Here is a 16,650-nt window from a genome sequence, read left to right as displayed (position 1 = left end):
GTAAAAAAGAGGTGATACAGTGCAGTTCTACGTTGGATGGTCTCATAGTGATGCTATTTTTACAGATTACTTTCCCGATTGTTCTATACTCGTGAGTGCAGTTCCAGACAATAGAGGGACCCTTGGCAGGTTTAAAATCAAACCTAAAAAGATAATACTGGATTGTGGATCAGTCTATTATGTAAAAAAAAAGACTCGTCCCTCATTAAAAGATATTTTTAAAATACAAGTCTCTTTTCTTGAAAGTAGTGATCCGCAAGAAGCCTATATGGTTCATTTTGATGAACCGATGCTCAATAAAACAACATTATCCGAACGTTATATGTCCATGGAAAAAACTTTATTCAATGCTTATGAATACTTAAGTCTTTTTAGTGCTCAGAGGTTTCCTAAGTACGTACAACCTATGGGGGTGATTCAGGGCTATGATCGGGCAAGCATAGAATTTTCTGCAAAAGAGTTAGTTCGAATAGGTTATAGAGCGTTTGGTATAGGATCTTTGTTAGCCCTAAATCAAAGTAAACAAATTGAAATGATTAGGTATGCAGCGAATATTGTTGGCCCAGCTAATCTTCATGTATTTGGCGTAACGGGCATCCCTCAAATGCATGCTATGGTTGACATTGGTGTAAGATCTTTTGATTCTACGAGACCGACAATGGCAGCAGCCTTTTTCCAAATTTTCTATAGCAGACCTTTTGAAACCTATTTTTTGTCCAAATCACACGCAAAAATCGGTAGTCCTCGACTTAGTGAACCACTACCTTGTCAATGTCCTGTATGCCAAGTTAATGCCCATGATTTGTTTATTCCCTCCCCAAGGGACTACATGAAACTGAGGACGGTACATAACTACTATCATCTTTGCATCGTAATTAAGGATTTATTAACAAAAAAGAACGGAGGCGAAGCTTATGCTCTTTCAGATGTGTTATGGGCCAGAGATTGAAGCGATCTATGAAACGATTAGAAATCATTCTGGTCTTGATACTCAAACTCTTCGACAAAACTATCAGTATTCAGAAGAAGGCGATATCTCTTCCTTAATTGACGGGGCTCTAACGATTCTTCTTGATCTTCACTTCATACGCAAAGAAGAAAGTGGATTGGTAGCGATAAAGGATAGATCATGGAGCAATAAAGAAGTGTTTAGCCGGTTGGCTGACATTTCCCGAACAGAGATTGGAAACGACGAGAGTTTGAATTTTGTTTTTTCCTCCTTATATAATCAGGTATTCGTGAAGCAAGATAAGATGTTTGTGACGGATATCCATTATTACGTGAATAGCAGATTTACGAGGACGATGGTTGGGCATGAGAAAATAAATGCTTGGAAACGAATGATGGAGTGTTGGGGACTGGGAAAGCGGGTATACACAGGTTTTTACGCTTTACCTCATCTATCACTTTTACAGGAGATTATAGAGGAGATTGGTGATTGGGAGGGAGGGCTTCATCCTTTTTGTGAGAAATATATTCATCCTATCTTACCTTGTATCACTTCGGAAGGACGGATCTTTAGAGGAATGGTTTTTGGGCTAATGGGGTTACATAATAAATCCCTCGAAATTAGTTACAAACAAGATCTACCGTTTAAATCTTATGGTCCTAACCAGGAATGGAATTGGATTCGATTAAGAAAGCAGGTGAAGTAGTATGATACCATGTCTGGATAAAGATGCATTAAAGCTACTAGTTGGAACCGCTGACGAAAGGTACAGTTATTCTCCAGATTACTTTCGGAAGACTCATTTTCCCCAAGTCATGCATAGATATCATGGAAATAAACTTATTGCGGAGATTACCGAAAATGAGCTATTTGAAGATCTAGTAGAAGCGGACTCCGAAGGTAATCGCGTATTTTTCCTATTCGGGTCTACAGGGTCCGGCAAATCTGAGTTACTGTGTTGGGTTAAAGACAAATGGCAGCTTCACCAGGTGAACCGCCCCGTTATTCGTATTTCCCGTACCGAACTCAATCCCCAGGTTTTGATTAAGAAATGTTTTGCAGCTTTAGATATCCCTTTAGAGATTAGTATTGATGAAACCCGCTGGGAACTGCTGCTTAAAAAGCCAATTACTCTTATAAACCAAATTGTTTGGTCAACGTTGTCTGAAATTCTTCCTACCGATGAAGAGATTGTGCCAATCGCATTAATGATCAGGCCTATTATTGAGAAGAATGTGACTGAGTTTACGAGGCAGGTGCAGAATGGCCGAATTAAAAAGCCTCTTGAAGTTCTTCATCAATTTCAGTTTGAAGAACTGGTGTTGAGCACAACACTTCAAATACCTATTGAGTATCCTTCCTTTAGAAAAACATTGTCCCAAAAACTAGATCAATTTCTGTTTGAAGGGAGGGATATTGGTTCCTTGTTTAAACAGCTTACGGAGCAGCTAAAAAAGATCAATTTACGCCCGTTATTACTAATTGATGATCTTGTACAGTCAGTTAATATATATGCGACCGATTTATTGGATCAACTGATAACCCTAGATGAAGGCAATTGGGATGTTGTCATTGGTCTTACGCCAGGATCTGTTCAAGGAACAGATAAAGGATTTAATCTCACACAGCGGATTCAAAACTTAGATACTATCACGGATCGAGTTAAAAAATTGTGGTTATCAGATGAATCGGGGAAGGATTTCTATAGCTTGGACCGTATTCAAGTGACAACCTACATGTCCAATTATTTAGTACAATTAAAGGCCTCTCAAGGGTTCACATGTTCCAGCCATTGCCCTCGCTATTCTGAGTGTGAAAGGATCGCTCGGTCCGCCAGAGAAACTGAAGAAGATAAACTAGAACAAGACATAAATCTCTTGCCGTTCAATCGTCATTTGGTGAAGAGGACGTTCGATGCCATCCCAGTGGGTAAAGGAAAACTTCGGTATATGATTCTCAATAGTAAAGAGATTATTAGGTTTTTCCAAAAGGGCAAAAAAGAATGGGTGTCCAGGGTACTCCCTATGGTGAAAAGAGAAAAGTTCTCTGATCATTCCGATCTTTTTTTAAAAACGTACGCTGAGTGGTATGTACCTGAAGAACAAATGGATTGTCTCATCCCAAAAGAGGTATTACACTATTTTGGTTATCAGGATGATGACATGAGAATCCGCTTGTACCCACTCGAAAGTAAAGATGAAACCAATCCTAAACTGGTGACAAGAGAAGAGCTTCAGCAATCGAATCCAGATAAGTCAACCGTTAGAGAATGGGTTGAAGGGAAGCAAATCAATCCTGAACTTCTTGATCCAGTGAGATTGGGAGTATCTACTCTCATTCATGACGTCGTAAAAGGTATAAATATATCCCGACAGTTTACTCCAAGAATGACAGCAACCATTCAGAGGAAAAATGTAATGAACCGGACTCGCTATCCCATTACATTTGATGCCAAGAGAGGCGGTTTAAAGAGGATTGTGGTTAATCGTGGGTATGCATCTCTCCAAATTTCAAATTTCCAATTGCTTAAGTACTCGAATAAGGCAAAGGTTTTTCAACAAATAGCAAATGAATGCGAAACCGCAAGTTGGATATATCAGGCGGAAGAATTAAAAAATGATTGGAAGGATGAATTAGAAAAAGCGTTAGGATTGTCAGTTGCTTCATTTGTTTATCTTCTAAAGAATTGGATTGAGGCATGTTCCATTTTTGAAAATGCTCAATGGATAGCAGATATCAAAAATCAGTTTCCTGTCAATCAGGAGATGATAAGTTTCATAGAACAAAGTTATCAAGACTGGTATTTGTTGCGAGATAACATGTTTGAGCCCGTTGATTCTCGGAGGGTACCACAAGTTGAATTTGATCAATGGTTGAAGAACTACTCCCCTGTAAGGGAATTGGAGCATTACCAAATAGGAGAAATCTCACTCTATGCATTTCTTTTACGCTTAAAAACGGATTATCTATCATACCTTAATCTTTTAGATCATCGTTTAAAGAAACAACTCCATACACGACAAGCTATGATCCCCTTTTTGTTGGGATCGCAAAACAAGGAGTATCATATGTATGCAGACAAAATTAGGGAGTTCGAGAAGATGATGAATTTCACACTTCAAGATTACGTGGATTATGCGCGATTCGAAGAGCGCCTTCAGGAGGAAGGCATCACCAATACATTTGCGATAAATGTTTCTTTATATCAGGACGTGGTTCAAATTTTCAGACGGTTTGAAGTACTATGTGAAGAAGTTCAATCAATCATGGGTGAGTTTGATGAAATCCCAACTAACAATTGGAATACCTTTACACCCAGTTGGTCAAACCTAGCCATGAAAAAAGAGGAATTATTGCAATGCATAGATGCTTTGGCTTTTCTGAATAACAGCCTCTCCACTGCTAGAAGTGCCTGGTTACCAGTTCTACGTTCAGAATATGTGTTGGATGATGTTTTGCTAGTAAAAGCTATATGGTCTAGGCTCGTGAAAAGTGCAAAACAACTAGTAATGCAACAACAAACCACTAACTTAGACTTCCAGAAAGATATTATAGCATGGAAAGACATTGACTTTTACGGAATAAAAGCCCGGATAGAGGAACTTAAACTGCGCGAGGTCGAGAAACTAAACATAATTAAGCATTTACAGGTAGATCTTAGATGTGGAGAAATAGAAAGTTTGGATGACTTAATGAGAATAATTGAACTTAATAAGGAATTACGTCCAAGAGTTAAGCGACATCTCAAAGCACTTTTGGAGCAAGGATACACGATTCTACCACCAGTACAATGGAAGCGATTATTAGATGAGCTCAAGACGAGATTTCCGACTCTTTTCGAATTGGTTGAAATCAGATTGGTGGCTTCAGGTAAGTAGAAGAAATAATTAACAATAAATAATTTCAGATGGGGGGTACAATCTAAGTAAACGAATTTTCGAATATCTAATTTTCGTAAATAAAGTCAATAGATAATTTATCGTAATCGCTGTAGTAGAGATAGTTTTTTCAAAAGTAACATCATAGAAAAACATCATTGATATAAGTTTATTTTTATACGGAGTTTGGTGACTAACGTCTCTTAACTCCGTTTTTGTTTTATATTGTAGTATAATTGGAAGTAGAATCAGTAGGCAAAGTACAGAATTATGATATTTTTTGCATAAACTTGAGGTTTGTCAAATTCATTTTCCAATGTAGTCTATATATGGTACTATAATTCTATCAATTAGTGCTTTAGAAACAAATTCAGAACGCTAATAGGAGGACTTTATGCTTACTTTGTTTACATATGAAAATCAGAGACCCGATCGTTCACAAATTCAAGAATTTATAATAAAAGAGTGTTCATTTACATATTTAACAGCCACCAAAGCGCTTGCTTCTAAAAGGGAGGAAGATGCTCTGATCCCAAATGAGCAGTGCTTCAAAGATGAGAAGGGTCATGAACGTAAGATGGCATTGTTTGCAGAAGTACTTAGGGGATGGACAAAACAAAAGTATAAGCTAGCGTCACGAGGCGAATCTAAAATGATGTTATTCCGTGCGATGGACGAAGTATCTATAAATAATCCTCGACTAAGAGATTTATTACGTCATGATTTTGCCTCATGGAGCCGTTTGCTTTACGAACTTGCTGCTCAAGGAATTAATTTACATTATATGCAGTTACCAAGAGATAAGCAAGAAAGACTTGTAAATCCGATGATAGAAGGCTACCTCAAAGAAATACAACACTCTTTTTACAAGCGTCTGGAGCTTGAAAATAAAAGACTATTTGAAGAAGTTGCTCGTGAATATATACTTGAAAATTCTCCTCCTACTAATCTCGTTATTATGGAAGGGTTCACTTATTTGACTGATTTGCAAAGGTGGTTTATCGAACAATGTGATAAACAAGGGAAAGATGTTATTTTCCTGGTGCCTTATCGTGAAGAACAACTACAAGCCTACCAAATCATAAGAAATACATACGATTTTGTCTGGAATAATCGTCGTTCAATTGAAACGGACCCCCAAAGCAATAATGAAGACATCACGCACGTTCAAAATCATTTACTTCAAACTAAAAAATATCCTGATTTTAATGGTAATGTAAATAATGTTGTTTTAAAGCAATATGTGAACCGAGATCGCGAGCTTCAAGGTTGTTTGGCACAGATCAAAGAATGGTTTGAAAACCATGAATATGAACCAAAGGATATTGCGATTGTCATGCGTCGAACCAATGAATTTAATGATCGTCTTCGAGATTATCTTGCTATGAATCCAGTTTTTTTTACAGATCGTGAAACAGGGTTAAAACGACAGGTACAACTCGCTACTAATCCGAGATTATTATTGCTAACCCCTGTAGGTCGTTTTATTTTGACGCTTTATCAGTTGTGGCATAATGACCAATTATTACTTGAATCTGATGCATTCGAGTCTATTTTAGCGTCGGGTTGGCTGGGAGCCGTAATTCAAGATTCAACCCCGGCGTTCCGTGCCGTTAAGTATCAATACTTTACAGAATGTAGAACCAAAGAAGAGTGGATCAATGGTTTAAAGCAGCTTGAACGGGATAGTGAAGAGACAAAGAATTTACGTCTGCCCATTAAATTAATTGATTCTGAAATCATTCGTAAATGGAAGAAGGTTGTGGAACTTCTTGACCAAGTGTGTTTCAGATTATTTTATAACGGAGAATCATCATTTGGGGAACATATCAAAAAATTGCAAGAGCAATTAAATGAAATGCTCCCCAACGATCTCCGTAAAGCAGAGAGAGAGGTTCTGGAACAAATCCAAGCCGTCTTTGAGGATTTAAGCGCCTATTACTCAATTCCCATAACAACAGGTGAATTTGGTGATGCCCTCCATGCGATAACCAGAGGAAATTCCGAGAACAAAGAAGAGGAGCAGGATGAATCAGATATTAATATAGATAATGCGTCTCTCCGAGTTGTGATACCGGAAACGTTAGATGGAATGTTATATAAAGCTGTGATCTATGTAGGTTGTGATAACGTACACGCACCGGCCTTATATCCAGAACCATGGCCATTTTACATAGATGGCAGAAAAGATCATTTATATAAGGAAAGGTACATGTTTTTGACTGTGGTTAGAGCAGCAAAAGAAAAGCTTGTGATTAGTTATGCGCAAAAAGATGGAGATCACTCTTTCCAGCCAAGCACTTATTTTCAGGAAATAGAAAAGCTACTTGAAATGAAAAGAGGGAAGCAAGGTCTCCTTGACACGCTTGATTTAAGTGAAGCTCATGATGGAGTTAAGCACTCAAAGGTAGGTTCAGCTAAAAGAAAGGAGTATGATTTAAGCGAACTTGCCCATTATGGTCTATGTCCACTCCGGTATAGACTTGAAATGCTTCAGCCGGAAGTTCGGATGTATCGAAGTGAGTGGCAACTTGAAATTTATGCGCAAGGCATATGGTTAAATCGTATTTACGGTATGATCGAGAAGACAGGTGAAGATGAAATCCCTAAGTTGCGTACTTTTAACACCTTTAATCAATTTATGTTGGGCTATATGAAAACAACGAGACAAGAAATGTATAAGCTCTTTCCGGCTTTTACTCCGATCACCTGGCATGCCATTGAACACCGAGTCAAACAACAGCTATCATTTTTTAGCGAACTAACATACAAATACTTTAGCGGAGTTATAAAAGGGACAAAGCAATCGTTTCGTGTAATGGTAGATGGAGAATATGAAGAACGAACGGTAAAAGTGATCATTGATATTCCTTATATAGTTAAAAGAATGAGATTTGACTCGCCTATTCTGGATGATGTCCAAACGGAAGAATGGCTCTTGTCAGGTGTTGCGGAAGAAAACAAAACTGAAGGTAAAGGTAAAGTCCCAGAGGATATTGAAATGGATGGTGTGAAGCTTTTTCCTACTCAACGAAAGGCTGTTTCATGGTGGAGAAACTCTTTTAACGCCTTTTTTATGGTAGAAAAGGAACAAAAAGCAGGTGATAATTCACATACTCGTTTCTTGGAAGAACATTATCTAAAGATGAGAAATAAAGTGGTACATTGGATTAGAAGCATCGAAAATAACAGATTTCCAAAGCATGCCGGAGATCACTGCATATCTTGTCCGGTCAGGCTAGAATGCTTGGGAATAGCTGAAGAGAAGGAGGAGTTAACCGTATGAGCATTTTACGAGGTGGTATCCTTTTATCGGAAGAACAAGCGAGCATTGTCGATAGCGTCAGAACAACGGATAAGATTACTGTTGTATCTGCAGGGGCCGGATCAGGTAAAACCCGTACCATGGTTGCCGCTGTACTGCATCTGGTGGAGGAAGGAAACGTAAACATTGATGATTTTGCTCTGATCACCTTCACGAATAAAGCATCAGATGAAATGCGCGAGAGACTTGAAAGTGGTGTTCATGCTCGCATTACGGATGCCGAGAAAGCAGGAGACTGGGATCAGCGTGCACACTGGCTGGAACAAAAAGAGCGTATTGCATCGACCTTCATAGGTACAATTCATAGTTTCTGTACGATGCTGCTGCGCAACTTTGGATATACAGAGTTAATTGCTCACGAGTCGAATATTATTATGGCAAAGCATTATTTCAAAAAGGCATTGAAAAAAACAATGAATGAGGGATTGGATAATCCTGAAACTTCATGTCTCTTTCGGATGGACAAGGTTCACTGGGCTCCACATGATATGGCGGAGAGACTGGAAAAATGGTACGAGAACATTCGAAGCCGAGGACGATCTATCCAGGACGTCGTTGCCAAAACGCTTGCTCAAAACGAAGATGATGAGAATCAGTACTATCGCAATGCTGCAGCCCGTATGTTAGAGAATCTGGATCGTAACTATCAGGAGATAAAGAATGAGGTAGGCGGTGTGGATACGAATGATTTGCTGCATAAAAGTGCTGCTCTTGTAGAGCAATATAAAGAGCAAATCACCCCTTTGGTAGCTTCTCGCTTCCGTTATTTATTCGTAGATGAATTTCAGGATACAGATGAACTGCAGATGAAAATCATCCAAGCTTTATCGCCACAGCTTAAACATGTACTCGTTGTTGGTGACCGCAAGCAAGCGATTTATGGTTTTCGTGGTGCTGACCATTCTGTGATTAAGAAAATAGCTGAGGCGAATCATAAGTCACTGCTTTCACTCAGTGCTTCCCGTCGTCCAACTCAACCATTATATAAGGCGCAAACAGTTTTGTTTGATCACATGGGACAAAGTTATGATTTTTTGCGAGACAAATCGACTCAGGCAGATGATGCTCATATCCCCAGTGATGCATTAGTCCCTTTTCAGTATGAGCATGTAAATGTATATAGCAACCGTCACCAGCCGATTGCAGAGCGATTGATAGATAAAATAAGAGAATTTCACGGTCAACAAATTCATGACAGATATCGTGGTTTGCGTGAAATTGAATACAGGGATATCTGTGTTCTTTTCCGATCTAATAATCAACTCAATCAGTTTGCTTCTCTGTTTCCATCCAGTATTCCTATAGAAACAGATATGGGAGGGAGCTTTTTTCGAAAACCGGAGATCATAGCCTGCTATTATATGCTGCAAGCAATATTGAAGTACCCAGATGATGTTTCGCTTGATTTGGCTCTAGGCACGCCTTTTCTTCCATTTACCGCTTCAAGATCAGTCTACCGGAGCGATGGTGAGAATCTGGTACTAAGAGATTGGTTTGTAGAAGAAGAAGAATGTGCCGCATGGTATGAAGGAATGCGGAATGTGCGCAAACGAATGAAAATCGATCTCGTGCCGAAATTATTAACTGATATTTATGAATTCACAAAAATACGAGAGTATTATGGAAGCCAGGATAATCTGCAGGCTGTAGCAAATTTGGAGAAATTAGTGATGTGGTCGCGTGAATTAATGAATACGGAGGCCTTAACCTTGCAGCAATTTTTTGATCGATTCCAGATGGCTCTTTTATCTGGGGTGGACATAGACGAGGCTGATACAGGTGAGGAGGATACTAGGCCTAATAAAGTTCGTTTCTCAACGATTCATTCGGCGAAGGGTCTAGAGTATCCAATAGTAATCATTCCTGACATTGGACGCAATCTCCTGTTTGAGGGGAATATGCCCACTTTTTTTGTAAATCCAGATTGGGGGATAGACCTTGAATTACCAGGCGGACTTGGTCCATCTTCCAGGTTTAATGAATGGATTAGTGAATATCGCAGTCAATTTCTTGAGGAAGAAGCACGTATATTCTATGTGGCTATAACAAGAGCGGAACATGTTGTATGTTTAATTGGACATGGTAGAAATCAAGCGAACCAAGTAGGTAGCGATAACTGGTCATGGAAAGACGAGATTTTGAATGCAAGGCTACCATTAGAACAGTTAGGAAGAAATATTACTCATATTAATTTAGGACAGTAGTAACTACTGTTTTAAGCTTTGTTGAATCTATTGAACAGAGTTAGACTGGAGACGGTGAAAAGGCTGTAAGGCCTTGTTTATTTATGAGGTTTCAAGCTAAAAAATCGCGATGGTATTTTTTGAGCATCAAAAGATGCAGTTAATATATCATCGTTTTTTCATATGCTTTAGTTATTATTTTTGTTCTTTGGCCATTATTTGAGATTTAAACCTGCAACTTTTGGGGGTGAAAAATGGTGATCGAAAGAATGCTTGGAAAAAGCGAATTGTAATTAGTGCTTCTGGATTGTTTACTAGGCTTCTAATTGCACTTACTACACTAGGTTCAGGGATAAATCATTTACTGTCAGGAAGTAAACCGTCTTTATATTTTTTGCAAATTTACGCTCTATATCTTCTGATGGATATAAAATTATGAGGGGGCTCAAATACCGTCAGACCTATGTAGAGCATATTAAGCAGATCGGTTATCAATTTACAACTTACAATTTGAAACCTGCGGTGGAAAAAAGCTGGCGCGAAATACGATGAGTCTAATTGTTAGTTGGATTTGACAATGCTTAGAGATTTTAAAATATGGATGCTGGTACATTAATTATAGGATTCAGTTACCTTGTGCGGTATGTGGCAAATCGAAATAGATACTATACGGATGTAGAGTATGCCATCTCTCCAAACTTTCTCAGCATTACGACACTTCGAATTGTGGATTTGCCGCTCTATCGTTCGTAAAAATGAACCCTTATCCAGACAAAACCAAAATGGTTAATGTCGGACAGGGTTTCATCAGCCATTAGATATGTCTTTATTTGCGCGCTGTTTAAGTGGCTGTTTGCAATTTGGTTTTGAGAAATTTATCATAATCAAACATTTGGAGATCATTAGGTGCTAGTTATTTATAAGTTGCTTGCTTTGTACTATAATTACTAGTCTTTGTGTGCTTAGATGGTCAGCGCATCTGACCGGTAGGGTGGTCGGTTCGAATCCGAGAATGTGGTTTATTGGTACATTCGTGCTCTTGTATTAGTGGGCTTAACACTGGCAGGATTATCCAATTTATGTATTCTTGGTGCGAAAACTAAGGGGGAGATTACAATGGAAAACAAGACTAACACAAACATGTTTTTATCAGCAAGTGTAGAAACGGGTTGGGCACTGAGGACCAACATAGCCGCTGGGTACAGCCTCCCCCTCTGAGCAAACAAGCGATCCACTCAATTTTTGAGTGGACTCTTTTTATGGGTTTCAATTCATATTCTAAATACTACTAAACTTAGGAAAGGGCATAATAGAAAATGCAACCAGAGAATAATCAAGGGATTTTAGAGCAGAGAGATGTTGATAATGGACTTATCTTCATTCTTTATCTATTAGTGGTATTAGGGAATGTATGCTTTCCGGGATTCATTATGGCGATGCTCCTTTATATAAGCACATTGTGGTACTTTAACCGAATCGGTATATTTCGTAAGTTTAGTAGATTAAGGTTTGTGTTTCTGGCCTTTTATGTGCAAATTTTTTTACCGTTACTTACGGTTCTAACCTCCATGACTTTGGTTATAGAACTGATGGAATCTTTACCAAATAGTACATTGGATAACGTTCGAATATATATAATTTTAGGTTATTATATATTTGCTACCATTATCCTGAATCTTATAAGTTTTACAATTTTCAAAAAGCATGAACATTTCGTTTTTAATCAAAAACCAGCTTTAGAGTTAGGGAGAATGTTGATTTGGGGAATTACTTTCACTCTTAGCGTGTTAGTTATTACTGACGAAGTTAAGGATGTCTTTTTAAAGGTATCATTGTTAATGATAATGGCTCCGTTACTTATGTTTAACTACGCGGTTAAGGTTTTATATGAAAGCAATAGTGCCCTCAATGAATATAAAGATTCAAAGGGTAAACAGAAATGAAAGCACTTAGTTATGCGACCTCCCTAAAAAGACAAACCATTACACTACGGCGAATTGTGTATTTACCGCGCCATGATTCGGAAAAAAGAACCCTTGTCCACAAAAAACCACAACGGTTAATGTACTACAGGGATTCGTTTCCTTATTGATCGACTGACAATGTCAATTCAGTCTGGGATTAGATGCGAAAATTTTGTATGATGAGAATACAGTTAGGATTGTTGTGGAAATCTGCCTTTAATTCACACAGGTTGAGAGCTACATTGAAGGGAAGAATGAGTGGGGCTGAGCAACAAAGCTTATTAAACAAAACGGTGGTTTGAATACAAGGTTAATGAGAGCTTATGTCGAAGGGTGCTCGGAAGGCTTTAAAGACGGGGAACGAAGCGGTGCTGCTAAAGCTATTGTGTTCGTATCAAGATTATTTGAAGATCAACAAAATCAAAAATATCATAATTAGTTAAGCAAAACCTGCCCAAACAGTCTTACTAGTATGTGGCGGCGAAATGGAAGCAAGCTCCGTCCAAAGCGGAAAGAGGTTGCTTACTTGAGATTTGACAGGCTTAGAGGAGTGGCTGAGAAAAAATGATAGCGTCCATCTAAAATCTTGAAAGTAGGTAACTATTATTGTTTTATTGGGAATCTGTTCGGAATTGTACAGGAAGTAGCAAATTGAGTTGAAGGAAAATCTAGCCCTATGTCAATTTTTTTATTAAGAAGTAAGTAAAATAATGTCAGTTTTTAGATTTGCAGAAGCGAGCTTTGTTAGTTCTTTCTTATATTCTGCAGGGATTTGGCGTTGAAGAGGGTAGGTTTTAATTCTGTAAGCCTTGTGTTACATGTTTGATTTTATGAGAAGCGATAAAAAACGGAGAGTTTATTTTTTATTAGCAGCAAGTGGGGAGATGAACATATGAACGAAATAAACCAACTAGTAACGAATCCCATTGTATCTGTACTATTAGCTATAAGTACTATTGCAGGTTTTGTTTTAAGTGTCATATTTTATTTTAAAAGCAAAAAAGTAAGAAAGCTCATATACTCTATTGAAGGTAAGAATTTGATCAATAATGAAAATCACGTTATGGATAATGTCAGGATTTTATTTAATGAAAAAGACGTAAATAATTTAACGATTTCAAAAATTAGCATATGGAACGCAGGGAAAGAAACTGTTAATAAAGAGGATATTGCAATAATTGATCCAATTAAATTACGTTTACCTGATGACTGTGCTTTACTAGATGCTAAGATAATTAGAAGGAATGAACCGGCTAACAATGTTTCTGTTGAGGTCAGCGGGAATGATGTTATCTTAAATTTTGATTATTTTGACTTCAATGATTTTGTAATTATACAAGTTATACATACTGGACTAGAAGAGACAGAAATAAAAGGAGTTGGAAAAATAAAAGGGCAGGGCCCGTTTAGACGATTTAAACTCAATAAAACATTTTTGTTCTTAGTCCATATAATTTCTTTTTTGTTTTCGGGCTCCACTTTTAATAAACAAGCTTTTATAGATTTTTACTTGAAACAGCAAACAGATTTTGACATATATAGGGTGCATAAAAAGTCAGGGGAAGGAATTTTGGTTAGAAAACATAGAAGATGGAAGTAGAATAGATTTCGATGATCTTAGTCCTTGTCTAGTTCATCGTCTTTCTGGAGAACGATATGAAACTGAGGTTGAACGTCGATTTGCCGTCAATAAGTGAAGAAGCGGGTTGGATCGGCTTCAAATGGAGTGCCTATATGAGTAGCACAAGCTTTGAGTATACAAGCTGTGGGTTCAGGTGCATCTTGTGGAGAATGTGCCATGGAATATTGGACAATCGTCTCAAGAGTGCCGAGGAGTTAGAGCACACTTGTTTGCTATCGCTTGCAAACGAGGCTGCAGCTTTCCAGACTAAAACGAACTTGGAGATACTACATGAGAAGCTTACGTGCTGAACGTATGGGTGTAAATCATCTATATAGGAACTAAGCAGGCAAGCTTATTAGTGGATTAAGATTTGGGGTTAAAAACCATATAGGTAAGAGCATACCTCTAAGTGGCACGGTTAAGGTTGTTTTCCAGGATATATCCATTGAAGGCACTATTCCTCCGTCAGTAAGAGGGCGTATTAATGGTGTCCACTTATACAAGAAACTTCCTGACATATTCAAAGTAGGGTCCAAATTGACTGTTAAATATTCAAAGGCTGATCGTACACTGAATGTTTTAAGTGTTGATAACTAAGTTACTATGAAGGGGATTGTGATGAAAAATAGCGGGCATCTAAATTTCCAAAAGAAACGTGGTGAAAAACAGGGTTGTATAAAAGGGCTGTGATGGATTGAGGTTTGTCCCCTCCGGGCATTTACGATCTACAGAACATTTAAGATACATTTATAAATGCTGACCTTATTCCCAGAGAGCATTTTACAGATCGCCAAGATGTCAAGTATCCTCTTTGGAGAAACTACATTCATTCGGTACGTCCAAAGAGTAGCGCGGTGTGCCTTGTAACTATTGAAGATTATTGCACATTATAGATATTATATAGTGCTGGGGGCGTTGGAAAAAATAATTGTGTTATTTGGAGGATAAAATGATAACATTTGTAATGGTCAATCCTAAAAATGATATAGATCTCAAATATGTTCCTGATTTCCTTCAAACTCTTAGAAATAAGGCAGCATTTGTTAAGGCTTGTATCATATTTGATGAATCTGAAAATGAATGGGAAGCAAAAATCGAAACCGGGAATTCTCATCTTTATTTCGGAAAATTTTCATTATATACATATAACGGAACAAAGCAGTTGAGCGTTATTTTGCAGCCCCAAAAAGATATACATTTTGACGACCATCTTCATGATCTGAAAATCCTATTAAAAGAGGCCCTGAAAAAGGATTGGGAGCAAATACTCTGGTTGACAGATGAACAATCCTCTAGATTTGCTGAAGAACTTTATGGACGGATATACAGAGTAGAAAATGGACTTAGAAATTTTATTAACATGGTTATGGTTAAGAAATTAGGTGCATCTTGGTGGGACAAATATGTTCCTGAAGAAGTTCGTAACAAACATAAGGCTCGTCAAGGGGCATATAAAAGGTTAGCCGTATCTTTTCAAAATGTAAATGATCATTTAATGTCAATTGATACTGACGATTTGTTAATTGTAATGACAAATATACTTCAGAAATGGGAACCTACACATGATAATGAAATTGAGAAGTTAATTGCAAAAGATAACCTATCTCAAAGTGAAGTTATTAAACTAAAAGAAAAGCTAAAAGGCCAGTTAAAAATAGAAGTTAAGATATGGGATACATTATTTAAGCCGTATCTTTCAGAGTCATTCCTTTCAGAATGGGAAAACTTTAGTAAGAATCGTAATCATATTGCTCATAATAAATTAATAGATAAAATTGCGAATGAGAAGATTTCAGAAAATATAGTTTCTGTTGCAGAGATGATTAATAAGGCTTCAGAAAAATTCAGCCAAACTGAGATATCTGATGAAGATCGTGAACAAATAGAGATACTAAGAGAAATATTTGAAGAAGATGTGAAAAACCGACCATATGAGATGGTGGGTGTTGAAGTTAGGAATGAGAAGCAAATATTAAGTTTGTTTGAATCGACTTTGATGAATTTCGTATCGGATATCCAAGATCAAATATATTTCCGTCCTGCTCTTGATATTGAGTATAATTCCAAACCTGCCTTGGATTTAACAGAACCTACTGAACTTCTAAAGGTTAGTAGTCGTATTGACGATAAAATTGTTACATTAATATCAATTGTAAAAGAACTATCTGATGATCCTGGGGAGACTAGTTCCTTGGAGTTGAAACTACATCTTGACGATGGTGAGGTCGCAACTTGTAAAATAAGTAACTCCAATGGTAATGCAGAATGGGATACAGATGAAGGGTGCTATCAGCAAACAGCGGTAGATATATTTGATATTAGTGAACTAGAAGACTTTAGAGAAAAGATAATTAAAACAATTGATGAAAATTATCAAGATTATTTGGCTGAGTTACAGTCTGAACAATATTCATCTGTAAAGGATGGCGGTTGGGATCCTATTGCTGATTTTGATTGTGACGAATGCGGAGAAAGTTCAGTAAGTTTGGTTGATCATATTGGCGGGGTTGGGAAATGTGTGAGGTGCGGGCATCAACATGATTTAAAGTCTTGTATACGATGTGAAGAATTGTATAATCCCAATATAAGTGGAATAAATGGTTTCTGCGATGCTTGTGAAGCTTATATCGATTCCCAATAAATTATTCCCTAGAAATATTCCCCAATCTAAGCATCACACGGCAGCGGGTACTGACGCTATATGATGGTGATTTTACTATTATAAGC

At 37.6% G+C, this 16,650-nt stretch carries 8 protein-coding genes; all 8 read left to right on the top strand.

Going from position 1 to position 16,650, the window contains the following annotated elements; translation table 11 throughout:
- Positions 1-19 precede the first annotated feature (19 nt).
- Positions 20-949: a queuine tRNA-ribosyltransferase gene (locus tag ACXHJ1_RS05660; protein ID WP_457905766.1), complete on the top strand. Its 930-nt coding sequence runs from the start codon at positions 20-22 to the stop codon at positions 947-949.
- On the top strand, positions 915-1,655 hold the full coding sequence (locus tag ACXHJ1_RS05655) for a hypothetical protein (RefSeq protein ID WP_457905765.1): 741 nt from the start codon (positions 915-917) through the stop codon (positions 1,653-1,655). The genes ACXHJ1_RS05660 and ACXHJ1_RS05655 overlap by 35 nt, the downstream gene beginning before the upstream one ends.
- Position 1,656: 1 nt before the next feature.
- A complete protein-coding gene (locus ACXHJ1_RS05650) occupies positions 1,657-4,827 on the top strand; it encodes a P-loop NTPase fold protein (RefSeq protein ID WP_457905764.1) in 3,171 nt (1,056 codons plus the stop codon).
- A gap of 394 nt (positions 4,828-5,221) precedes the next feature.
- Positions 5,222-8,113, top strand: coding sequence for a hypothetical protein (locus ACXHJ1_RS05645; protein WP_457905763.1), 2,892 nt, complete (start codon positions 5,222-5,224; stop codon positions 8,111-8,113).
- Positions 8,110-10,356, top strand: coding sequence for a UvrD-helicase domain-containing protein (locus ACXHJ1_RS05640; RefSeq protein WP_457905762.1), 2,247 nt, complete (start codon positions 8,110-8,112; stop codon positions 10,354-10,356). The genes ACXHJ1_RS05645 and ACXHJ1_RS05640 overlap by 4 nt, the downstream gene beginning before the upstream one ends.
- Positions 10,357-11,651: 1,295 nt before the next feature.
- Positions 11,652-12,278 (top strand): hypothetical protein, encoded by a 627-nt coding sequence (locus ACXHJ1_RS05635; protein ID WP_457905761.1) that lies wholly within the window; start codon positions 11,652-11,654, stop codon positions 12,276-12,278.
- 913 nt (positions 12,279-13,191) lie between these two features.
- Entirely contained in the window at positions 13,192-13,899 is a 708-nt protein-coding gene (locus tag ACXHJ1_RS05630) for a hypothetical protein (RefSeq protein WP_457905760.1), read from the top strand.
- A gap of 973 nt (positions 13,900-14,872) precedes the next feature.
- The gene (locus tag ACXHJ1_RS05625) at positions 14,873-16,564 is read left to right on the top strand and encodes a hypothetical protein (protein ID WP_457905759.1); all 1,692 of its coding nucleotides are present in this window, start codon (positions 14,873-14,875) and stop codon (positions 16,562-16,564) included.
- The last annotated feature ends 86 nt before the right edge of the window (positions 16,565-16,650 follow it).

The organism is Paenibacillus sp. ALE2 (genome assembly GCF_054113385.1).
Note: the sequence above shows the minus strand (reverse complement) of the source record. Positions and strands in the feature narration are given on the sequence as shown.

Excerpts from the sequence above, each read along its gene's own strand:
- ACXHJ1_RS05655 (WP_457905765.1), top strand. The coding sequence starts at position 915 with ATGCTCTTTCAGATGTGTTATGGGCCAGAGATTGAAGCGATCTATGAA.
- ACXHJ1_RS05625 (WP_457905759.1), top strand. The coding sequence starts at position 14,873 with ATGATAACATTTGTAATGGTCAATCCTAAAAATGATATAGATCTCAAA.
- ACXHJ1_RS05650 (WP_457905764.1), top strand. The coding sequence starts at position 1,657 with ATGATACCATGTCTGGATAAAGATGCATTAAAGCTACTAGTTGGAACC.
- ACXHJ1_RS05640 (WP_457905762.1), top strand. The coding sequence starts at position 8,110 with ATGAGCATTTTACGAGGTGGTATCCTTTTATCGGAAGAACAAGCGAGC.
- ACXHJ1_RS05645 (WP_457905763.1), top strand. The coding sequence starts at position 5,222 with ATGCTTACTTTGTTTACATATGAAAATCAGAGACCCGATCGTTCACAA.
- ACXHJ1_RS05630 (WP_457905760.1), top strand. The coding sequence starts at position 13,192 with ATGAACGAAATAAACCAACTAGTAACGAATCCCATTGTATCTGTACTA.
- ACXHJ1_RS05635 (WP_457905761.1), top strand. The coding sequence starts at position 11,652 with ATGCAACCAGAGAATAATCAAGGGATTTTAGAGCAGAGAGATGTTGAT.